Here is a 21700-nt window from a genome sequence, read left to right as displayed (position 1 = left end):
GGGACGAGGTGCACGCCCCTACGTCAGCCCCGCCGCGCGGGCACGTTCCACCACCGGGCCGATCGCCTTGGCCACCGCCTCGACGTCCGTCTCGGTGGAGGTGTGCCCGAAGGAGAAGCGGAGCGTGCCGCGGGCCAGGTCGGGGTCGGTGCCGGTGGCCAGCAGGACATGGCTGGGCTGGGCAACGCCCGCGGTGCAGGCGGACCCGGTGGAGCACTCGATGCCCTGCGCGTCCAGGAGGAGGAGCAGGGAGTCGCCCTCGCACCCCGGGAACGTGAAGTGGGCGTTGGCCGGAAGGCGGCCCCCCGGTGCCGGGTCGCCGCCGAGGATCGCGTCCGGGACCGCCGTACGGACCGCCTCCACCAGGGCGTCGCGCAGGGTGCCGATCTCGGTGGCGAACCACTCGCGCTGCTCGGCGGCCAGTCGGCCGGCCACGGCGAAGGAGGCGATGGCGGGGACGTCGAGGGTGCCGGAGCGGACGTGACGCTCCTGGCCGCCCCCGTGCAGCACGGGAACGGGGGTCCACTCACGGCCGAGGACAAGGGCGCCGATGCCGTACGGGCCGCCGATCTTGTGGCCGGAGACCGTCATCGCGGCGAGGCCGGAGGCGGCGAAGTCGACGGGTACCTGGCCGAAGGCCTGGACCGCGTCGGCGTGCAGCGGGACGCCGAACTCCTGTGCGACGTCGGCGAGTTCGCGGACCGGCAGGACCGTGCCGATCTCGTTGTTGGCCCACATGACCGTGGCCAGGGCAACGTCGTCGGGGTTGCGGGCGATCGCCTCGCGCAGGGCGTCCGGGTGGACCCGGCCGTAGCTGTCGACAGGGAGGTACTCGACGGTGGCGCCCTCGTGTTCGCCGAGCCAGTGGACGGCGTCGAGGACGGCGTGGTGTTCGACGGGGCTGGCGAGGACCCGCGTCCTTGCGGGGTCCGCGTCGCGCCGGGACCAGTACAGGCCCTTCACGGCGAGGTTGTCGGCCTCCGTGCCGCCGGAGGTGAAGACGATCTCGCTGGGACGGGCGCCGAGCGCCTCCGCGAGGGTCTCGCGGGATTCCTCGACCGTGCGGCGGGCCTTGCGGCCGGATGCGTGGAGGGAAGAGGCGTTGCCGGTGGCGCCGAGGTGGGCGCTGAGTGCCTCGACCGCCTCGGGAAGCATCGGGGTGGTCGCGGCGTGGTCGAGGTATGCCATGGTGACGCCGATTCTACGGGGCGTGCATGGGCTGCCTCAGGCCAGGACCGGCCGGTGGCGGTACGGCTCACAGGCTCCAGGAAACGGTGCTGTCCAGCTGCATGGCGGCCACCAGGACCAGGAGGTCCGCCACTCCGAGACCGAGGCCCAGGTAGGCGCGGCCGCGCCGGGTGGTACCGCGCCACAGGGCGACGGAGGCCAGGACGATGGCGATCGGGCCGAGGAAGACGTTGAGGACGAGAAGGCCGAGGAGGCCGAGGACGAAGGACGCCACGGCCATGCCGTCGGCGTCACGGGCGCCGGTGCGGGTGGCGGGGGTGGCCTGAGCGGTGAGCTGCATGGTGATCAGTGCTCCGGGGGACGGTGGGGCGGGGGTCAGTGGGACGGGGTGCGGCGGCGGGCGTGGCGCTCGCGGAGCGCGAAGATGCCGAGCCAGGCGGCGATGACAGTGGCGGCGACGGCGGTGAAGGCGAACGACGTGTGGGCGACGGTGCCCAGGACGACGCCGAGCAGCATGAGTGCGGCGACGAGGAACAACATGGGGCGGATCCCCCTCCGATCGGACTGGCGTTACATTTGGGTGAACAGTTGTGGTTACAGTTGTTCACTGACTCCAGAGTCTAGCGCGTCTCCCGGCTTTCCAATTACGGAGAACAGTTGTTAACTGGATGACATGAGTCACACCCTCGGCATCCGGCAGGCGCAGAAGCAGAAGACCCGGCAGTCGCTCCTGGACGCGGCACTCGCACTGCTGGAGGAGCAGAGCCTGAGCAGCCTGGGCCTGCGCGAGGTCACCCGCGCCGTGGGTGTCGCCCCGACCGCCTTCTACCGGCACTTCCGCTCCATCGAGGATCTCGGTGTGGCCCTGGTCGAGGAGGCGCTGGGCAGCCTGCACCCCATGATCCGGACGACGGTGTCGGCCGACGGCCACGAGCAACGCATCGCGCGCGCCATCGAGTTGATCTCCGGCCATGTGAACGCGTACCCCGCCCACGTCCGCTTCATCGCCCGTGAACGGCATGGCGGAGTCCAGCCGGTACGGGAGGCCATCCGGGACCAACTGGCCCGGTTCGGCGAAGAGGTGAAGGACGAGCTGGCCAAGGACCCGGTGTCCGGGGGCTGGAGCGAGGACGACCTGCTCATGCTGGCCAACCTGTACGTGGACCAGATGCTGATCACGGCCTCGCTGTTCCTGGAGGCGCTGGAGGCCTCGCAGGAGGAGCGGACCCGTGTCTGTCAGGTGGCGGAGCGTCAGATGCGGCTCATCAGCATCGGCCGCGACCACTGGCTGGGCTGAGCCACCGACAGCACACAGGGGCGGCACCCCCGTTCACCGGGAGTGCCGCCCCTGTCGTACGACGACGCCTCTATGACGTCCGTGTCAGCTCTTGGTGGCCGCCGCGCTGGGGGCGCCGCTCGGGGCTGCGCCGCCACCGTTCATGCCACCGCCCGGACCACCGCAGCCACCACGCTGACCGCCACCGCCGGGGCCACCCTGACCGCCACCGCCCGGCCCGCCGGTCCGGGCGCCCGACGGGGCACCGGAGGGCCGTGCGGTCGCGTTGCCGGTGGGGGCGCCGGACGGGGCCGCACCGGTCGGCATGCCGGACGCGTTGCCGGTGGGTGCCTGACAGTTCTGGCCCGAGGTACCGCTGTTCGAGGTCGACGACGAGCCGCTCGAGCCGCAGGCCGCCAGGGCGAGGGGCGAGAGCGCCAGCAGAGCCACGGCGGGGAGGAGACGCACACGCTTCATGAGAGACCGCTCCAGGGAAGATGAGTAAGTCCTGAGGCCGGGAACTCAACCAACAGCCCTTAGGGCTTCCTTGAGTCCCCGCTGTCCCTCGCCTGTGCGCCAGGCAAAGTGCGGCTAAAGCAACCTACCTGACCTGGCCTTTCGCACAGATCGCCGACTTACTCGCTGGTACACGCCCGTGACACAGGCACGGACTCCCCTCAGGCGAGCCTGGCCCGGGCCAGCTGCCGCGACTGCGCGACCAGCCGGTCCTCGCTGTCCCAGACCTCGGCGTCCTCCTCCAGGAAGCCGCCGGCGAGGTTGCGGGTGGTGATGGAGACACGCAGGGGTCCGGGGGCCGGGCGGGACCGCACATGGACGGTCAGTTCGACCGTCGGCACCCAGCCCTTCAGGCCGATCTCGAAGGCCGTGGGAGGCAGCGCGTCCACCGCCAGGAGCAGTGCGAAGGGGTCGGCGTCACGGCCGTCGGCGAGCCCGAACCAGGAGCGCATCTCCCCCTTGCCGGAGGGTGCGCCGAGGGCCCAGCCCAGGGTGGAGGGGTCCAGCTTGAGCATCAGACGGTCGGTGATGGCCGAGCTGCCGTCGACGGGGGCCGGGCCGTCCTCGGGGCCGAAGCACTGGTCCATCGGCGGGAACGCCGGGGGCTTCGCCGTCGTACGGACGTCGTCGGGCAGGGAGTCGAGGTCGCCGTAGGAGGCGAGGACGCGGATGCGTTCGACCTCTTCGCCCCGCTCGTCGTACTGGAACAGCGAGGCCTGGCCGGTGGAGAGGGTGCGGCCGGTGCGGACGACGTCCGTGCGGACGACCGCGGGGCCCGGCTGGGACGCGGTCAGGTAGTGCGCGGAGATCGTGAACGGGTCGGAGTGCGGCAGGGCGTCCGCGAGGGCGCGGCCCAGGACCGCCAGCAGATAGCCGCCGTTGACGGCGCTGATGATCGTCCAGCCCGCGGAGAGGTCGATGTCGTAGACGCCGGGTGCGCGGCGGGTGACCGTGGTGTCCCGGTCGAACTCGCTGTCGCCGATCGTGGCACGCGTGGCGGAGGCTGCTTCTGGCATGGCTGAACGGTACAACAAGTTACTACTAAGCGGTAGCTTTCTCTCGCTTCGCCACAGTTCGGTGCCAGGTATGCCAGGTGAGACCCGGGCAATTTCCTGGTAAGCGTCCGCACACGTCCGTAAACCGATGCACCGGCTTCCCCCTCTACAGGGGCATGAGCCTCACCGGGACCGCGTTCCTCTACACGCTGATCGTGCTGTCCGTCGTCGCCGTCGCGCTTCCGCTCGCCCTGTGGTCGCGGATCAGAGGCCACCGCGCCCTGCGCGCCCTGGCCCGGCTGCTGATGGTGCTGTTCGCCCAGGGCACGGCCGTCGCCCTCGTCTTCGTACTGGTCAACAACCAGAACAACCTGTACGACGACTGGGCCGACCTGCTCGGCACCGGCAACCACGTCCAGCAGGCGGCGAACCTCGGCGCCAGCGGCACCGGCGGTATCGCGCTGAAACGTTTGCCCAAGGTGAAGCAGCACTTCGTACAGGCCTCCGGACCCGGCATGAAGGACGTGCGGGTGACCCAGCTCAAGGGCCGGGTGTCGGGCGTGGACGCCGAGGTCTACGTCTGGCTGCCGCCGCAGTACACCGAGCCCGCGTACCGGCACCACAAGTTCCCCGTGGTGGAGCTGCTGTCGGGCTATCCCGGCTCGGCGAAGGCCTGGTTCGGGTCGCTGCACGCGGTCAACCAGCTGCGGCCACTGATGCGGGCCGGCCGGGTGGCGCCGTTCGTCCTGGTCGCCCCGCGCATGAACCTGCTGGCCGGAGTGGACACCGGCTGCGCCAACATCACCGGCACGGTGAACGCGGACACCTGGCTCAGCGTCGACGTGCAGAAGATGGTCACGGACAACTTCCGTGCCCAGCCCGGGCCGACGGGCTGGGCGGTGGCCGGGTACTCCGCGGGCGGGCACTGCGCGACGAAGCTCGCGGTCGCCCACCCCGACCGCTACCGGGCCGCGGTCAGCATGTCCGGCTACAACGACCCGATCGGCGAACGCAACTCGCTGGCCGCCGAGACCCCCGCGCTGCGCCGCGCCAACAACCCCTACGTGCTGCTGCGGGACGCCCTTGCCCCGCCCGCGATCGCGCTCTACGAGTCCGGGCAGCCGGGCGACGGTTACGAGGCGGCCACCGGTCTCGAACAGATCGCGAAGGCGCCGACGACCGTGCACGTCGTCTACATCCCGAAGAGCGCGGGCGGCCACAACATGGCGCTGTGGCGGCCGCAGGTGGTCCCGGCGTTCCGCTGGCTGACGGAGGAGATGGGGCTGCTGCACGGCCGGGCGGGCGCTACTCCTCACGCACGGTCGACCGCCGGTTCCACGCCCGCGGTGCTCGCCAGTGGAACCTCATCGCGAGCAGGCGCAGTACGAAGGCGGTGAGGGCCGCGAGCCCGCCGGTCAACGGGGTGAGGGCGTCGTAGCGGATGCACAGGACGGCCATGGTGGCGCCGACGATCGCCGGGACCGCGTACAGGTCGCGGTCCCAGCGCAGCAGCGAGGGCACCTCGCCCGCGACCACGTCCCGCAGTACACCGCCGCCGACGGCGGTGGCCATGCCCAGCGTCGCGGACTGGGTCAGGCCAAGGCCGTACTCGTACGCCTTCGTCGTCCCCGCGACGCAGAACAGGCCGAGGCCGGCCGCGTCGAAGACGTTCACGCCGACCTGGATCCGCTCCACGTGCGGGTGCAGGAAGAAGACGAGCAGGGCGGCGAGGAGCGGGGTGATGAAGTACCCCAGGTCCGTGAAGGCGGCGGGCGGTACCGCGCCGATGATCAGGTCCCGGAACAGCCCTCCGCCCAGCGCGGTGACCTCGGCGAGGACGGCGATGCCGAAGACGTCGAAGTTCTTGCGGACGGCCAGCAACGCGCCCGAGATGGCGAACACGAAGATGCCGACGAGGTCGAGCGTGTGCTGGACGGAGGGGCTGAACAGTTGCTGGAGCACCCCACATTCTTACCCGTGGACTGCTACAGGGCCGGTTTGCCCGTCGTGAACAGCCACGTCCCGAACAGGTCGTCCAGCTGCTGCCCGCTGACCTTCTCGGCGAGGCCGATGAAGTCGGCGGTGCTCGCGTTGCCGTAGCGGTGGAGTTTCGTCCAGGCCGGCAGCAGCTTGAAGAAGGCCTGGTCGCCGATGCGTTCGCGCAGCACCTGGAGGGTCATCGCGCCCCGCTGGTAGACCGCGGACGCGAACATCGTGTCGCGCTGCGGGTCGCCGACGGTGGTCTGCCAGAAGGCGCTGCCTGCGGGACGGGCGTCGTAGCCCGCGATGAAGGAGTCGTGGGCGCTGCGGGTGCCCCGGTGCTCGGCCCACAGCCACTGGGCGTAGGTGGCGAAGCCCTCGTTGAGCCAGATGTCCTTCCAGTGCGCGACCGAGACGCTGTCCCCGAACCACTGGTGGGCGAGCTCGTGCACGATCGTCGTCTCGCTGCGCACCGCCGAGTAGGCCGGCTTCGTCTGTACCTCCAGCGAGAACCCGGCCTGCGGCATGTCGTCGACGATCGCGCCGGTCTCCTCGAAGGGGTACGGCCCGAAGACCTGCGACCAGTAGTCGGTGGCCTCGGCCGTCACCCCGTACACGTCCACGTTGTTGCTGTTCGCCAGCACCGGGTCGATCGCGGTGTAGATGGGGATGCCGCCGGGGGTCGTACCGGTCCGTACGTCGAACTTCCCGATGGTGGCGGTCGCGAGGTAGGTCGCCATCGGCTTCTTCTCGCGCCAGTGGGTGTACGTCGAGCCGCCCTTGTCGTACGTCGACACGAGCCGACCGTTGGAGACCGCGGTCAGGCCCTTGGGGGTCTTGAAGCGGATGTCGTACGTGGCCTTGTCGGAGGGGTGGTCGCTGGACGGGAACCAGGTCGAGGCCGCGTTGGGTTCACAGGCGACGAAGACGCCGTCGGGGGTCTTCATCCAGCCGTAGTCGGAGCCGAAGACGATGGGGCCGTTGAGGGGTTCCGGGACGCCGCCGTAGGTGACGGCGACCGTGAAGTCGTGGCCCTTGCGCAGGGACTGGCGCGGGGAGATGCGGATCTCGTCGCCGTCGCGCGTGAACTGGGCCCGTCTGCCGTTCACTTCGACCCTTGTGACCTCGAGTTTCTGCAGGTCCAGGTCGAAGGAGGAGAGGTTCTGGGTGGCGCGGGCGGTGAGTGTCGTACGTCCGTCCAGGCGGTCGGTGTCCGGGTTGTACGCCACGTCGAGGGTGTAGTGCCGGGCGTCGAAGCCGCCGTTGCCGAGGTTCGGGAAGTAGCTGTCGCCGATGCCCGGTGCGCCCGGGTGCGGGCCGGGGGAAGCGGCGACGACGAAGAAGGAGGCCACCGCGGTCGCGATGGCCCCTGAACGTGCCGAACGGGAGAGTTTCATGAGTCGTCCCTTTCGCGCGTGTGCCGATAAGTCGGACACGGACGACTCTTCACTCTCCCGTTCGGGCATGTGCATGACTTTGCCAACTTGTCATGCGCTACTTGTCAGTTGACTCCTGACGATCCGCTTCCGGTTCCGGTTCCGGCGAGCCGGGGGTCTCGGAGGCGGGCTCCTCGGCGGCGGGTGGCTCCTGGACCGCGGCGGCGGGCGTGGTCCTGGCCCCCGGACCGGTCTTCGCCGACGTGGCTCCGGCGTCGGCGGTGACCTCCGCCGCGGGCTTCTCGGCCGTCTCCTCGGAGGGCTCGGCCTCCTGGGCAGCGCCCATCTGCGCCGCCAGGGCCGCCGACGTCTCCGCCGACTCCGCCAGCACCTCGTCGGCGACCAGTTCGGCCGCCTCCTTGGCGACCGACAGCAGGACCGTGTCCTGCGGAGCCTGGTCCTCGAAGTTCTCGGGGTGGTGACAGGCCACGCGCTGACCGGGGCGCAGCTCGATCAGCTGCGGCTCCGTCGTCCTGCAGACCTCCGTCGCCTTCCAGCACCGCGTGTGGAAGCGGCAGCCCGAGGGGGGCGAGATCGGGGACGGCACGTCACCGCGCAGCAGGATGCGCTCGCTCTTGGCGCCCCGGCGCTTGGGGTCGGGCACCGGCACCGCCGACATCAGCGCCTTGGTGTACGGGTGCATCGGCGCCTCGTACAGCGAGGTGCGGTCGGCGAGTTCGACGATCTTGCCGAGGTACATCACCGCGATGCGGTCCGAGACATGGCGGACGACGGACAGGTCGTGCGCGATGATCACGTACGTCAGGCCCAGCTCGTTCTGGAGGTCGTCCATCAGGTTCACGACCTGCGCCTGGATCGACACGTCCAGCGCGGACACCGGCTCGTCGGCCACCACCAGCTTCGGCTTCAACGCGAGCGCCCGCGCGATCCCGATGCGCTGACGCTGACCGCCGGAGAACTCGTGCGGGTAGCGGTTGAAGTGCTCGGGGCTCAGGCCGACCAGCTCCAGGAGGCGCTGGACCTCCTTCTTCACCCCGCCCTCCGGCTCGACGCTCTGCAGCCGGAACGGCGCCGAGACGATCGAGCCGATGGTGTGCCGGGGGTTCAGGGAGCCGTAGGGGTCCTGGAAGATCATCTGGATGTCCCGCCGCAGCGGACGCATCCCGGCCGGCTTCAGCCGTGTGATGTCCTGGCCCTCGAAGTGGATCGAGCCGCCGGTCGGGTCCTGGAGCCGGGTGATGACCCGGCCCATCGTCGACTTGCCGCAGCCCGACTCGCCGACCACGCCGAGCGTCTCGCCCTTGCGCACCTCGAAGTCGATGCCGTCGACCGCCTTGACCGCGCCGACCTGGCGCTGGAGGACGCCCTTGCGGATCGGGAAGTGCTTCTTAAGGCCCTCAACCTTGAGCAGCACCTCGCGCTCTTCGGGAGCCGCCGGGTCCGATGTCTTCGTCTCACTCACAGCTTCGGCGCAATCTCTTCGGTCCAGATCCGCGTGCGGTCCTCCGGCGAGAGGTGGCACGCGGAGAAGTGCCCGCCGCCGACCTGCTGGAGCTCCGGGCGCATGGTACGGGTGACGTCGCCCTTGGGGATGTCCGCGTACGGGCAGCGGGGGTGGAAGGCGCAGCCCGAGGGGACGTTGATGAGGCTCGGCGGCTGGCCCTTGACGGGGATGAGCCGCTCGGAGGTCTCACGGTCGATGCGTGGCATCGAACCGAGCAGGCCCCAGGTGTACGGGTGCTGCGGGCGCTCGAAGACGTCGTCGACGCTGCCCCGCTCCACGCACCGGCCGCCGTACATCACGAGCACGTCGTCGGCGATCTCGGCGACCACACCGAGGTCGTGGGTGATCAGGACGACCGCGGAGCCGAACTCCTTCTGCAGGTCCCGGATGAGGTCGAGGATCTGCGCCTGGACGGTGACGTCGAGGGCGGTCGTCGGCTCGTCCGCGATCAGCAGCTCGGGGTTGTTGACCAGCGCCATCGCGATCATCGCGCGCTGGCGCATACCGCCGGAGAACTCGTGCGGGTAGCCGTCCACGCGCTTGTCCGGCTCGGGGATGCCGACCCGGTCGAGCATCTCGACGGCCCGCTTGCGCGCGACCTTCTTGCTGACGTCGTGGTGGACCCGGTACGCCTCCACGATCTGGCTGCCGATCGTGTAGTACGGGTGCATCGCGGACAGCGGGTCCTGGAAGATCATCGCCATCTCGCGGCCGCGCAGTCGGCGCACCTCGTCCGGGTCGGCGGAGACCAGTTCCTTGCCGTCCAGCCAGATCTCGCCGGACATCTGCACGTGCTTGCCCTGCGCCCCGAGCCGGTGCAGGCCCATGATCGCGAGCGAGGTGACGGACTTGCCGGATCCGGACTCGCCCACGATGCAGAGGGTCTTGCCCTTCTCCACCTCGAAGGTGAGCCCGTCCACGGACTTGACCAGGCCGTCGTCGGTCGGGAAGTGCACCTTGAGGTCGCGGACCGCGAGGAAGGCGTCGGGGGCGTTCCCCGGAGCCGGCTCGCCCAGGGCGGCACCGGTCTTGGAGAGTTCGGTCACGAGAGCCTCACCCGCGGGTCGGCGGCGGCGTACAACAGGTCCACCAGGAGATTTGCGACTACGACGAAGAGGGCGGCGAGCAGGGTGACGCCGAGGATCGGGGGCAGGTCGTTGTCGGTGATGCCCTGCACCGCGTACTGGCCGATGCCGGGCAGCGAGAACACCGTCTCGGTGATCACCGCGCCGCCGAGCAGCAGGCCCAGGTCCATGCCGAAGACGGTGATGATCGGGGTCAGCGCGGCCCGCAGCCCGTGCCGGGTCACGACGCTGCGCTCGCGCAGGCCCTTGGCGCGGGCCGTGCGGATGAAGTCCTCGTTCATCGTCTCCATCATGCCCGAGCGGGTGAGCCGCGCGTAGATGGCGGAGTAGAGCAGCGCCAGTGAGCACCAGGCCGGGAAGAGCGTGTTGGCCCACTCGGCCGGATTCTCGGTGAACGGCACATAGGTGCGGCCGAAGATCGGCCACTGGTAGGTGAAGAGCAGCAGCGCCAGGTTGCCCGTGAAGAACATGGGCAGCGAGACACCGGCGAGCGCGACACCCATGAAGGCGCGGTCGAAGAAGCTGCGGGGCCGCAGTGCCGAGATCACGCCGATCACGACACCGGACACCAGCCACAGCACGGCGGCACCGGCGGCCAGCGAGACGGTCACCGGAAGGCGCGAGGTGAGCTGCGGCCAGACCTCGACGTGGTTCTTGAAGGAATAGCCGAAGCAGGGGGCGCTGCAGTGCGCGGTGGTGGGGCCCAGGTTGTAGGTGGCGCCGGCCACGATCCCCTTGATGAAGTGCCAGTACTGCAGGTACAGGGGGTCGTCAAGACCGAGGTTCTGCTTGACCGCGAGGATGTCGGCCTTCGTCGGGCTCTTTCCGATGTACTGCTGCGCGAGCTGGTCGGCGGACTGTCCGGCCATGCGCGGCAACAGGAAGAAGATCGCGAAGGTGACCGCGGTGACGACCAGCAGCAGGAGCACTGCCGCGAACGTCCGACGGAGGATGTACGAGATCACGGGGACCGGCGCTGGTGCCCGCGGGCTGCTGAGCCCGCGGGCACCAATGCCTTCACCTGCCTTCCGGGGCTACTTCTTGGTCGTGCCGATGTTGAGGTAGTCGTACTGACCGCTGAAGGCCGCCGAGGACACCAGGTTGGTGAAGCCCGCGGGGCGGTACAGCAGGACCTTGAAGTAGGTCAGCGGGACGAGCGCCGCCAGGTCCATCGCACGCTTGTCGATCTGCCCGTACAGGGCGTTGCGCGCGGTGTCGTCCTCGGTGGCGATGGCCTTCTCCAGCATCTCGTTGATCTGACTGTCGTTCAGATACGAGAGGTTGGTGTTACCGGAGGCGCCGATCGCGTCACCGTGCAGGATCTGCTGGAGGAAGCCGTAGCCGGAGTTCCAGTCGGCACCCCACTGCATCATGTGCAGGCCGATGTTCTGCTTCTTGTCGAACGACGGCACACCCGCGTAGTCGGTGAAGTACTTGCCCGACGGGTACTGCTTCAGGCTGGCGTTGATGCCGACCTTCTTCAGCGAGGCGATGATCGCGGTGGCCGCGTCGATCTCCTGCGGACGGTCGCTGCGCGCCGAGAGGTTGGTGTTGATCGACGTCTTGCCGCAGGCCTTCAGCTGCGCCTTGGCCTTGGCGACGTCACCCTTGTTGCCGGTGGTCGCGTAGACGTCGGCCTTCTGGTAGCCGGTGATGTCCGGCGGCAGGACGGTGGTGGCGACGTCACCGCGGATCGGGCCGCCCTCGGCGGTCTGCACGGAGACCTTGTCGATGGCGTACTCGACGGCCTTGCGGCACTCGACCTTGTCGAACGGGGCGACCTGGTTGTTGATCGCCATGTAGACCAGACGGCCACCGTAGGTGTTGTCCGTGTTGGCCTTCAGGTCGGCGCTGTTGACGACCTTCGCCTGGGTCGCGGCCTGGACACCGGTACCACCGAGGTCGATCGCGTCACCGGCCTGGACGTCCTGGTCGATCGTCTCGGCGTTGACCTTGAGCTTGACGACGATCTTGTCCGGGTACTGCTTGCGCAGCGGGTCGGTCTTCGGGTCCCAGTTCTCGTTGCGGACGAGGACGGCCTGCTTGCCCTCGTCGTAGCTCTGGAACTTGTACGAGCCCGAGGACACGATGCTCTTGACGTAGTCGATGCCGGTGTCCTTGGCCTGCGGCACCGGAGCCGTCTGCGGGGTGGCGACCAGGTAGTCGAACTCCTGGAAGGCGCGGTCGAGCTTGAAGACGATCGTGGTGTCGTCCGGCGTCTCGATGGACTTCAGGCCCTCGGCGCTCTTGTCCTTGTAGGGGCCCTTGTAGGCCTTGCCGCCGATCAGGAACTGCTGGAAGTAGTTCGGGCCGAGGGAGAGCACGTCACGCGCGAAGTTGGAGCGCTCGACGCCGTACTTGACGTCCTTCGAGGTGATCGGGGTGCCGTCCTGGTACTTCAGGCCCGAACGCAGCTTGTACGTCCAGGTCTTGCCGCCGTCGCTGGGCACACCGGCGCTCGCGGCGAGGTCCGGGACCAGCTTGTTGCCCTCTTCGCCCGCGCCGGGCTGGAAGGTCATCAGCGGGCGGGCGTACAGCCGGCTGAGGTTGTACATGTAGGCGTAGTACGTGTTGCCCGGGTCGAAGGAGTCCGGCACGTCCGAGTACTCGTACGTGACCGTCCCACCCTTCTGGGTGGAGGCGTTGACGACACCCTTGGTCGCTGCGTTGGCCCCAGCCGACTTGTTCCCGTCTCCACCGTTGTCATCAGCCTTGCTGCAAGCCGAGAGCAACAGGCTCGCACTGCCGATGGCCGCTACTGCGGCCAGCGCTGACCTTCGCATGATGGTCTGCTTCCCCTTTGTTGTCGGAAATCTTTATGACTCTCACCGCGGCCGCGGATCAGCGGCTGCGCGGGTCGAGAGCGTCACGGAGACCGTCGCCGAGCAGATTGAATGCCAGCACGGTCACGAAGATGGCCAGACCAGGCACGATCAAGAACTGGGGGTCGACCTGGTAGTAGTCGACCGCCTGGTTGATCATGCCGCCCCAGGACGCCTGCGGAGGCTGGATGCCGACGCCGAGGAAGCTCAGGGACGCCTCGAAGAGGATGTTGGTCGGGATGAGCAGCGTCGAGTAGACGATGATCGGGCCGACGAGGTTCGGGAGCAGCTCGCGGAAGAGGATGTAGGGCCCTCTGGCCCCCATCCCCCGCGAGGCGTCGACGAACTCCCGCTCGCGCAGGGCCAGCGTCTGACCGCGCACGATGCGGCCCAGGTAGGGCCAGTTGAAGAAGCCGATGACGAAGATCAGCACGCTGATGTGCAGCGGCAGACCCTCCAGGCCGAAGGCACCGCCCTGGAGGGTGGCCGAGATGGCGATGGCGAACAGCAGCAGCGGGAACGCCAGGAAGGTGTCCATCAGCCGGCTGATGATCGTGTCGACCCGGCCGCCGTAGTAGCCCGCGACCACGCCGAGGACGGCGCCGATCGTGTTGGACAGGACCGTGGCGCCGAAGGCGACGACCAGGGAGACCCAGGAGCCCTCGAGGATGCGGGTGGCGATGTCGCGGCCGAACTTCGGCTCCACACCGAGCGGGTGGTCCCAGCTCATGCCGCCGAAGTCGCCCTTGGGCAGCGAGGTGTTGGGGTCGATCAGGTCCTGGTGGAGGGCGTTCGGGTCCAGGCCGAGCATGGCCTGGATGGGACGCGAGAGCACCGCGAGCAGGATCAGCAGGATGACGATCACACCGCCGGCGACCGCCACCTTGTCCCTCTTGAAACGGGACCAGGCGATCTGCCCCAGGGAACGGCCCTCGATCTGCCCCTTGTCGACGCCGGCGAGGACAGCCTCCGGCTGCACCTCGGCCTGCGCCCCGGTGGTCTCGATCGGTGCGGTCACAGTGACCCGACCCCTCTCGCCGGTGGTGACCGGCCTACACCTGCCGTGGATTACGGCTTTGTCGACTTGCTCGTGTTCACAGGATTCTCCGATCCCGCATCTGACTGGGGAGTCTTCAACGTGGCTGCGATCACCCGCCAGGCCTGGCGAAGAAAGTATGCGCAACCGTGATGCAGTAAGGAGGATTCCGTTATCCGAACACTGGGTAACGCCCCTCGGACGCGGGGCAGTTGGGACAGAAGCGGAGATTAGCCGACCTTGCGGACCAATCGCCGTTATCTACGCGCGGAGAAATGTGGTTGTAACGTGATGGCGTAAGAAAGAGGGAAGTGACTTTCAGTAGCCTCCGCCGGCCGGAGGGTAGCCGTACCCGGCTGCCGGGGCCTGGGCGGGGGCGCCGTGGGCCTCGCGGTCGTAGAAGGGCCGGGCACCGGCCCGCATCCACAGGGCCACCGGGTCGTACTCGTCGGACATCGCCACGGTCGACACCGGGAGGCCGTCCGGGACGGCGCCGATGGACTGCTGCATCATCCCGCGCACCGAGTCGACGGCCGAGGGGCTGGTGTCGTACACGTCGAGACCGATGGCGAGATATGGCGCACCGAGCGCCGGCTGCACCCAGGCGCGGCGCAGCGAGCGGACCGCCGGGGTGCGGTGGGCGTTGTGCGAGAGCAGGGCGTAGAACTGCGGGACCTCGATACCGGGTTCCGACAGCCGCAGCGGTCCCGCGGGCTGGCGCTCCAGGCCGGTCGCGATGCGGCGCAGGTCGAGCCAGGGGATGCCGACGCCGCCGCCCGGGGCGTGCGGGTTGAGCCAGAGCCCGTAGTGGTCGGGGAACAGGGTGCGGGCCACGTCGATGCCTTCGACCACTTCGTAGGAGCGGTTCCAGCCACTGGCGCTCAACTCCTGGGCGGAGGTGACGCATGGGGCGTAGCCGTAGCCCTCGACCTCCATGTTTCCGTACTGGGCGTCGGGGGAGCCGGACTGGCCGTGCCACAGAAGCATCCAGACCTGGCCGGAGTTGGGGGTCGCGAGGGCGCGCAGCAGTGCCTCGTAGGCGTCGTAGCGCCCGGGGGTCACCTGGCGCAGCATGTGCTCGACCTGGCCGGTCGTGGTGGCGCTCACCCTGTTTCGCCCCTTCTTGAAGTCGGCCCCGAGTTTGGACCCAGCTTAAGCGCCCACGAGCCCGGGATCTGTGCGCTGTCGACGGGTGCGCTCGTCCGTGACCGGTCGCGCCCGCGGCGGACCGCATAGTGGCACAGTCCCGCGCCCCGGGCCGGGTTGTTCCCGGGGCGGGTGTCGAACGCGGCGGCGTCCGGTGCGTGCGATCGCAACGCGAAGGGCCGCCCGGTACCGGGTGCGACAGGGCGAATGTGCGCGCCGGGACGGCGGGATCGTCGAAGCACACCTAGCCCTGCGTGTAGAAGGGCCGTACCTGTTCGCGCATCCAGTGCCCCACCGGGTCGTCCGCCACGTCCAGCAGGACCAGGTTCACCGGCCACCGGACCGGGGTCCGGTGCAGGGCCCGGCCGAGAGCGTCCATCGGCAAGGTGCGCAGATCTCCCTCCCATTGGGAGAGTTCGACGCCCACGAACATCACCGGGTCGGCCGTCTCGATGGCCGCAAGGCAGCGGCGGGCCGTCAGGACCACGCCGGTCGCCGCGAACTCCGCGGAGGCGGTGGCGAGGAAGTCGACCGGGTCGTCCTGCCAGTCCGGTTCGTAGAGCTTGACCCGCCCGCCGGTGTTGGGGCCGTCGAGGGGGGAGCGGCCCACCCGGCAGAGGTCGGCGACGGCGGCCGGGGGGAGCGGGACGCCGACCACACCGTCGGGGTTCAGGGCGAGGCCCACGTGCGGGGGCAGGCCACGGGCGAACTCGACCGCCGGGGCGATGGTGCACGACAGATGGCTGCCGACGACCTGGCGGAACTGCTCCTCGGAGCTGAAGACCGGCACGAACGCCTGGCCGCCGATCTCCAGCGTGGGCAGGTCGAGGGGGCCGCTGTGCGGGCCGCCGCCGTTCGGCAGGGGGATCCAGACGAAGCTGCGGCCGAGCACCTCGATGATCCGGGCGCATGCCGAGGGCATGCCGAGGGAGGCGGAGAGCACCTCCTCCAGTTCGTTGCCCGGCCATCCGCCGTGCGGATGGGGGTGTGCCGTCTGTGCCGGAAACTCCGAGAAGTCCGCGGGGAGATCCGCCGGGAAATCCATCTGTGCGACCGCCTGCTGTGAACCCAGTACTGATGTGGCTGAAAGGCTAGCGGGTACGGCGGGAGCCGGCCCCGGCCCGGACGAGTTCTTCCCGCCTCAGCCGGTGAAGCCGATCCGCCGCAGGACGTCCGCCGCCTCCCGGTCGACCAGCACCGCCGAGGCGCAGCCCTGGGGCAGGTCGCCCCGCTCCACGGCACGGATCAGGCGGGCGGCCGCGCCCCGGTGGCGCAGGAAGGCGTACCGCGAGACACCCCGGCCGCGTTCGCGCTGGCCCTCCAGCGCTGCGTCCGCCGTGACGTCGAGGAGCAGCAGGTGCAGGGTGCCGCCCCGGCGGCGGGCCTCGCGGGCCAGCCAGCCGCGCACCCAGGTCTGCGTCCCGCAGTCGTGCACGACGACCCCCTCGCCGGAGCGCAGGGCGCGGCGCAGTCCGGCGTAGTGCGCGAGCCGGACCAGGGGGCGGTAGACGGCGTACGGCAGGAAGCGGGACAGTCGGCCGTCCCAGCGGTCGCGGGTGTCCTGGGAGTCGATGCGTGCCCCTGTGACCGCACGCTTCATCAGGGTGGACTTGCCGCTGCCGGGCAGGCCGGTGATGACGACGAGGTCCTTGGGGCCGAAGAGCAGGGCGTGCGGGCTGTGTCCCAGGCGGTCGCGCAGGTCACGGACGACCGGCGCCGGGCGCGTGCCGCGGGCCTCGACGGCCGGGGCCGCGGGCTGCTCGGGCAGCGCCAGGCCCGAGGTAGTCGCGTACGCGGTGGTCCTGTTCACCGTCATCGTCCTCCTCCGGGGTCAGGGTCTCCCCTCCCCACCAAGCGTAAAGAGAAGGTAATGGATGATCTCCCGTGTTTCTGTACGCGTACCGCCACAAGCCAGTTACAAAGGGAGGGGCCGGGTGCGGCCCTGCCGCCCGCCCGCGATGCGTGCAATGATGTCGGCGCCAACTGCATACCGGCCGCTTGAATCCGCGCGGGAGAGTCCTGGGTACATGTACCCGGGCGCCGAAGGAGCAAGTCCCTCCCTTGAATCTCTCAGGCCCCCGTTACCGCGCGGGCGAGGCACATCTGAAAAGCGGGCCGCCCACTCGAAGGCGGCTCCACCCAAGGTGCAAGCCATGTTTCTTCATGGCGAACCTCTCAGGTTCCGATGACAGATGGGGAGGAATCACCTCGCCCGTCACACCCATGTCCTGGGATCCTTGGAGACGACCGCCCGATGAGCAGTTCTGAACCCCGTCACACCGCCCTCGATGCCCTGCATCGCTCGCTCGGCGCGACGATGACCGACTTCGCCGGCTGGGACATGCCCCTGCGGTACGGCTCCGAGCGCGACGAGCACACCGCGGTGCGTACGAAGGCCGGGCTCTTCGACCTCTCCCACATGGGGGAGATCACGGTGAGCGGACCGGCCGCGGCTGCCCTTTTGAACTTCGCCCTCGTCGGCAACATCGGCTCCGTCGGTGTCGGCCGGGCCCGCTACACCATGATCTGCCAGACCGACGGCGGCATCCTGGACGACCTGATCGTCTACCGGCTCGGCGAGACCGACTACATGGTGGTCGCCAACGCCTCCAACGCCCAGGTCGTCCTGGACGCGCTGACCGAGCGCGCGGCCGGCTTCGACGCCGAGGTGCGGGACGACCGGGACGCGTACGCGCTGATCGCCGTACAGGGACCGGAGTCTCCGGGGATCCTCGCGTCCCTGACCGACGCCGATCTCGACGGGCTGAAGTACTACGCCGGTCTGCCGGGCACGGTCGCCGGGGTCCCCGCGCTGATCGCGCGCACCGGGTACACCGGCGAGGACGGCTTCGAGCTGTTCGTGAAGCCGGAGCACGCGGTCGAGTTGTGGCAGGCGCTGACCAAGGCCGGCGAGGGTGTGGGCCTGGTCCCCTGCGGACTGTCCTGCCGGGACACCCTGCGTCTGGAAGCGGGCATGCCGCTGTACGGGCACGAGCTGTCGCGGGAGCTGACCCCCTTCGACGCCGGGCTCGGCCGGGTCGTGAAGTTCGAGAAGGAGGGGGACTTCGTCGGGCGCGAGGCCCTCCACAAGGCCGCCTCGCGTGCCGCCGAGAACCCCCCTCGCGTCCTCGTCGGCCTGGTCGCCGAGGGCCGTCGGGTGCCGCGTGCCGGGTACGCCGTCGTCGCGGGCGGTGCGGTGATCGGCGAGGTCACCTCCGGCGCCCCCTCCCCCACGCTGGGCAGGCCGATCGCCATCGCGTACGTCGACGCCGCGCACGCGACGCCGGGCACGGCCGGTGTCGGTGTGGACATCCGGGGCAGCCACGAGGCGTACGAGGTCGTGGCGCTGCCGTTCTACAGGCGTCAGAAGTAGAAGCCGAAACAGGCGTCCGGAAACAAGCGGCCTGACAGGGCCGCCGTAGGTGATGCTGAGCACATAGTCGCTGCTCAAGCGCGCCTCGCGCAGTACCCCCATTCACCAGCACTCCCCCGCGTACAGGAGAATTCAGGCCATGAGCAACCCCCAGCAGCTGCGTTACAGCAAGGAGCACGAGTGGCTGTCGGGCGCCGAGGACGGCGTCTCGACGGTCGGCATCACGGAGCACGCGGCCAACGCGCTCGGCGATGTCGTCTTCGTCCAGCTCCCGGAGGTCGGCGCCACGGTGACCGCGGGCGAGACCTGCGGCGAGCTGGAGTCCACCAAGTCGGTCAGCGACCTGTACTCCCCGGTGGCCGGTGAGGTCACCGAGGTCAACGAGGACGTCGTCAACGACCCGTCGCTGGTGAACTCCGCCCCCTTCGAGGGCGGCTGGCTGTTCAAGGTACGCGTCACGGAGGAGCCGGCCGACCTCCTCTCCGCCGACGAGTACACCGCCTTTTCCGCCGGCTGAGGAGCTGCACACCCGATGACCGTGACGTCCGCACTGAACACACCCCTGCACGAACTCGACCCGGAGATCGCCGCCGCGGTCGACGCCGAGCTGCACCGCCAGCAGTCCACCCTCGAAATGATCGCGTCCGAGAACTTCGCGCCGCTCGCGGTCATGGAGGCACAGGGCTCGGTCCTGACCAACAAGTACGCCGAGGGCTATCCGGGCCGCCGCTACTACGGCGGCTGTGAGCACGTCGACGTGGCCGAGCAGATCGCGATCGACCGGGTCAAGGAGCTGTTCGGCGCCGAGTACGCCAACGTGCAGCCGCACTCCGGCGCCTCCGCCAACCAGGCCGCCCTGTTCGCGCTGGCCCAGCCCGGCGACACCATCCTCGGGCTCGACCTCGCGCACGGCGGTCACCTCACCCACGGGATGCGGCTGAACTTCTCCGGCAAGCAGTTCGACGTGGTCGCCTACCACGTCGACGAGGCCGGGCTCGTCGACATGGCCGAGCTGGAACGGCTGGCCAAGGAGCACCGCCCGAAGGTGATCATCGCGGGCTGGTCCGCCTACCCGCGGCAGCTGGACTTCGCGGAGTTCCGGCGGATCGCCGACGAGGTCGAGGCGTACCTGTGGGTCGACATGGCGCACTTCGCCGGTCTCGTGGCCGCCGGGCTGCACCCGAACCCCGTCGAGTACGCGGACGTGGTCACCTCCACGACCCACAAGACGCTGGGCGGCCCGCGCGGCGGGATCATCCTCGCGAAGAAGGAGTTCGCGAAGAAGCTGAACTCCTCCGTCTTCCCGGGCTTCCAGGGTGGTCCCCTGGAGCACGTGATCGCGGCGAAGGCCGTGTCCTTCAAGGTCGCCGCCTCGGAGGAGTTCAAGGAGCGCCAGCGGCGTACGGTGGACGGTGCGCGCATCCTCGCCGAGCGTCTGACGGCTGACGACGCCCGGGAGGCCGGGGTCGACGTGCTCTCCGGCGGCACCGACGTGCACCTGCTCCTCGTCGACCTGCGCGAGTCCGAGCTGGACGGGCGGCAGGCCGAGGACCGTCTCCACGAGGTCGGCATCACGGTCAACCGCAACGCCGTCCCGAACGACCCGCGCCCGCCGATGGTGACGTCGGGGCTGCGGATCGGTACGCCGGCCCTGGCCACCCGCGGCTTCACAACCGAGGACTTCGCCGAGGTCGCGGACGTGATCGCCGAGACACTGAAGCCGTCCTACGACGGGGAGTCGCTGAAGGCCCGGGTCAGGGCGCTCGCCGACAAGCACCCGCTGTACCCCGGCCTGAACAAGTAGTTCCGCGGCGGGGGCACCCGACGCCGTGTGCCCCCGCCCTTTTTGAAGGAGTTCCCGTGGCCATCTCGGTCTTCGACCTGTTCTCGATCGGCATCGGCCCGTCCAGCTCCCACACGGTCGGCCCGATGCGGGCGGCCCGTATCTTCGCCCGCCGCCTGCGCAACGAGGAGCTGCTGGACTCCGTCGCGTCGGTGCGCTGCGAGCTCTACGGCTCCCTGGGCGCGACCGGCCACGGCCACGGCACCCCGAAGGCGGTGCTGCTCGGCCTGGAGGGAGCCTCCCCACGCACGGTGGACGTGGAGACCGCGGACGACCGGGTGTCACAGATCAGGGCCACGGGGACACTGAACCTGCTCGGTGAGCGCGAGATCCCGTTCTCCTTCGACGACGACCTGGTCCTGCACCGCCGCGAGGCACTGCCGTACCACGCGAACGGCATGACGGTGTGGGCGTACGACGCCTCGGGCGCCGAACTGCTGTCCAAGACGTACTACTCGGTGGGCGGCGGGTTCGTCGTCGACGAGGACGCGGTCGGCGCGGACCGGATCAAGCTCGACGACACGGCCCTGAAGTACCCCTTCCGCACCGGCGACGAACTGCTGCGCCTGGCGCGGGAGACCGGCCTGTCGATCTCCTCGCTGATGCTGGAGAACGAGCGGGCCTGGCGCACCGAGGACGAGATCCGGACCGGGCTGCTGGAGATCTGGCGGGTGATGCAGGCGTGTGTGTCGCGGGGCATGTCCCGCGAGGGCATCCTGCCGGGCGGCCTCAAGGTGCGCCGCAGGGCCGCCGTCACCGCGCGCCAACTCCGCGCCGAGGGCGACCCGTTGGCGCACTCCATGGAGTGGATCACGCTCTACGCGATGGCGGTGAACGAGGAGAACGCGGCGGGCGGCCGGGTCGTGACCGCCCCGACCAACGGGGCCGCCGGCATCATCCCCGCAGTGCTCCACTACTACGTGAACTTCGTGCCCGGCGCCGACGAGGACGGAGTGGTGAGGTTCCTCCTCGCCGCCGGCGCCATCGGCATGCTCTTCAAGGAGAACGCCTCCATCTCCGGCGCCGAGGTCGGCTGCCAGGGCGAGGTCGGTTCCGCCTGCTCGATGGCCGCCGGTGCCCTCGCCGAGGTGCTCGGCGGCTCCCCCGAGCAGGTCGAGAACGCGGCCGAGATCGGCATGGAACACAACCTCGGCCTCACCTGCGACCCCGTCGGCGGCCTCGTCCAGATCCCCTGCATCGAGCGCAACGGCATGGCCGCGGTCAAGGCGGTCACGGCGGCGAAGATGGCGATGCGGGGGGACGGCACGCACAAGGTGTCCCTGGACAAGGTCATCAAGACGATGAAGGAAACCGGCGCGGACATGAGCGTCAAGTACAAGGAGACGGCTCGGGGCGGGCTTGCGGTGAACATCATCGAGTGTTGAGGTAACAGGCCCTGACCAGCACGTTCGTGCCCTTCAGCGCTGTCAGAGCCTTCCCTGCTTACGCGGCGGGAAGTCCCCGGAATGTCCCCGGGACAGACGTGAAAGTCCCCGAAAAGTCCCCAGGAAATCCCACGGGATGGGCGTCCGACCTGGG

At 69.5% G+C, this 21700-nt stretch carries 21 protein-coding genes and 2 riboswitches; of the genes, 6 read left to right on the top strand and 15 right to left on the bottom strand.

All coding sequences use genetic code 11. The features are described from left to right. Nucleotides 1-18 precede the first annotated feature (18 nt). From OHT57_RS34755 to OHT57_RS34745, 3 genes are all read right to left on the bottom strand, one after another. Nucleotides 19-1188 carry a cysteine desulfurase family protein gene (locus tag OHT57_RS34755; protein WP_328750713.1) on the bottom strand — a complete coding sequence of 390 codons (1170 nt, stop codon included), beginning with the start codon at nt 1186-1188 and terminating at the stop codon, nt 19-21. Nucleotides 1189-1255: 67 nt separating this feature from the next. Beyond that, entirely contained in the window at nt 1256-1528 is a 273-nt protein-coding gene (locus OHT57_RS34750) for a DUF4190 domain-containing protein (RefSeq protein WP_328750712.1), read from the bottom strand. A 35-nt stretch (nt 1529-1563) separates the two neighbouring features. Then, nucleotides 1564-1728 carry a hypothetical protein gene (locus tag OHT57_RS34745; protein WP_328750710.1) on the bottom strand — a complete coding sequence of 55 codons (165 nt, stop codon included), beginning with the start codon at nt 1726-1728 and terminating at the stop codon, nt 1564-1566. 133 nt (nt 1729-1861) lie between these two features. Between OHT57_RS34745 and OHT57_RS34740 the strand changes: the two genes are divergently transcribed. Then, on the top strand, nt 1862-2485 hold the full coding sequence (locus OHT57_RS34740; protein WP_328750709.1) for a TetR family transcriptional regulator: 624 nt from the start codon (nt 1862-1864) through the stop codon (nt 2483-2485). A gap of 84 nt (nt 2486-2569) precedes the next feature. Here the strand turns inward: OHT57_RS34740 and OHT57_RS34735 are convergent, their stop codons facing one another. Further along, a complete protein-coding gene (locus OHT57_RS34735) occupies nt 2570-2941 on the bottom strand; it encodes a hypothetical protein (protein ID WP_328750708.1) in 372 nt (123 codons plus the stop codon). Between the two features lie 200 nt (nt 2942-3141). Further along, nucleotides 3142-3996, bottom strand: coding sequence for a thioesterase family protein (locus OHT57_RS34730; protein ID WP_328750707.1), 855 nt, complete (start codon nt 3994-3996; stop codon nt 3142-3144). 155 nt (nt 3997-4151) lie between these two features. On the opposite strand from OHT57_RS34730, the gene OHT57_RS34725 reads away from it, so the two are divergent. Next, a complete protein-coding gene (locus OHT57_RS34725; protein ID WP_328750706.1) occupies nt 4152-5372 on the top strand; it encodes an alpha/beta hydrolase in 1221 nt (406 codons plus the stop codon). Here OHT57_RS34725 and OHT57_RS34720 read toward each other — a convergent pair. The 10 genes from OHT57_RS34720 to OHT57_RS34675 all read right to left on the bottom strand — a co-directional run bounded on the left by OHT57_RS34720 (nt 5281) and on the right by OHT57_RS34675 (nt 16761). Further along, nucleotides 5281-5937 carry a trimeric intracellular cation channel family protein gene (locus tag OHT57_RS34720; protein WP_328750704.1) on the bottom strand — a complete coding sequence of 219 codons (657 nt, stop codon included), beginning with the start codon at nt 5935-5937 and terminating at the stop codon, nt 5281-5283. The genes OHT57_RS34725 and OHT57_RS34720 overlap by 92 nt on opposite strands. Nucleotides 5938-5960: 23 nt before the next feature. Continuing rightward, complete coding sequence (locus tag OHT57_RS34715; RefSeq protein WP_328750702.1) at nt 5961-7352, bottom strand: M1 family metallopeptidase; 1392 nt, start codon at nt 7350-7352, stop codon at nt 5961-5963. A 97-nt stretch (nt 7353-7449) separates the two neighbouring features. Next, complete coding sequence (locus OHT57_RS34710) at nt 7450-8814, bottom strand: ABC transporter ATP-binding protein (protein ID WP_328750701.1); 1365 nt, start codon at nt 8812-8814, stop codon at nt 7450-7452. Continuing rightward, nucleotides 8811-9902, bottom strand: coding sequence for an ABC transporter ATP-binding protein (locus OHT57_RS34705; RefSeq protein ID WP_328750700.1), 1092 nt, complete (start codon nt 9900-9902; stop codon nt 8811-8813). The genes OHT57_RS34710 and OHT57_RS34705 overlap by 4 nt, the downstream gene beginning before the upstream one ends. After that, nucleotides 9899-10906 carry an ABC transporter permease gene (locus tag OHT57_RS34700; RefSeq protein WP_328750699.1) on the bottom strand — a complete coding sequence of 336 codons (1008 nt, stop codon included), beginning with the start codon at nt 10904-10906 and terminating at the stop codon, nt 9899-9901. Before OHT57_RS34700 ends, OHT57_RS34705 begins: the two co-directional genes overlap by 4 nt. A 69-nt stretch (nt 10907-10975) precedes the next feature. Then, nucleotides 10976-12724 (bottom strand): ABC transporter substrate-binding protein, encoded by a 1749-nt coding sequence (locus OHT57_RS34695; protein WP_328750698.1) that lies wholly within the window; start codon nt 12722-12724, stop codon nt 10976-10978. A gap of 58 nt (nt 12725-12782) precedes the next feature. Continuing rightward, nucleotides 12783-13781 carry an ABC transporter permease gene (locus tag OHT57_RS34690; RefSeq protein WP_328750697.1) on the bottom strand — a complete coding sequence of 333 codons (999 nt, stop codon included), beginning with the start codon at nt 13779-13781 and terminating at the stop codon, nt 12783-12785. A gap of 336 nt (nt 13782-14117) precedes the next feature. Beyond that, nucleotides 14118-14873, bottom strand: a complete 756-nt coding sequence (locus OHT57_RS34685; RefSeq protein WP_328753408.1) for an enhanced serine sensitivity protein SseB C-terminal domain-containing protein — start codon at nt 14871-14873, stop codon at nt 14118-14120. Between the two features lie 316 nt (nt 14874-15189). Then, the gene (locus OHT57_RS34680; protein ID WP_328750695.1) at nt 15190-15990 is read right to left on the bottom strand and encodes an enhanced serine sensitivity protein SseB; all 801 of its coding nucleotides are present in this window, start codon (nt 15988-15990) and stop codon (nt 15190-15192) included. A gap of 96 nt (nt 15991-16086) precedes the next feature. Further along, a complete protein-coding gene (locus OHT57_RS34675; RefSeq protein WP_328750694.1) occupies nt 16087-16761 on the bottom strand; it encodes an AAA family ATPase in 675 nt (224 codons plus the stop codon). Between the two features lie 183 nt (nt 16762-16944). Next, nucleotides 16945-17042, top strand: a riboswitch (glycine riboswitch). After that, nucleotides 17043-17147, top strand: a riboswitch (glycine riboswitch). A gap of 52 nt (nt 17148-17199) precedes the next feature. Here OHT57_RS34675 and gcvT point away from each other — a divergent pair. The 4 genes from gcvT to OHT57_RS34655 all read left to right on the top strand — a co-directional run bounded on the left by gcvT (nt 17200) and on the right by OHT57_RS34655 (nt 21546). Beyond that, nucleotides 17200-18318: a glycine cleavage system aminomethyltransferase GcvT gene (gene gcvT / locus OHT57_RS34670; protein WP_328750693.1), complete on the top strand. Its 1119-nt coding sequence runs from the start codon at nt 17200-17202 to the stop codon at nt 18316-18318. 139 nt (nt 18319-18457) lie between these two features. Then, nucleotides 18458-18835: a glycine cleavage system protein GcvH gene (gene gcvH / locus OHT57_RS34665; RefSeq protein WP_164435166.1), complete on the top strand. Its 378-nt coding sequence runs from the start codon at nt 18458-18460 to the stop codon at nt 18833-18835. A 15-nt stretch (nt 18836-18850) separates the two neighbouring features. Beyond that, nucleotides 18851-20122 (top strand): serine hydroxymethyltransferase, encoded by a 1272-nt coding sequence (gene glyA, locus OHT57_RS34660; protein WP_328750691.1) that lies wholly within the window; start codon nt 18851-18853, stop codon nt 20120-20122. A gap of 56 nt (nt 20123-20178) precedes the next feature. Further along, nucleotides 20179-21546 carry an L-serine ammonia-lyase gene (locus tag OHT57_RS34655; protein WP_328750690.1) on the top strand — a complete coding sequence of 456 codons (1368 nt, stop codon included), beginning with the start codon at nt 20179-20181 and terminating at the stop codon, nt 21544-21546. Nucleotides 21547-21700: the final 154 nt, after the last annotated feature.

This window comes from Streptomyces sp. NBC_00285 (genome assembly GCF_036174265.1).
Taxonomy (GTDB): Bacteria; Actinomycetota; Actinomycetes; order Streptomycetales; family Streptomycetaceae; genus Streptomyces.
This window is presented reverse-complemented; position numbering and strand designations above follow the sequence as displayed.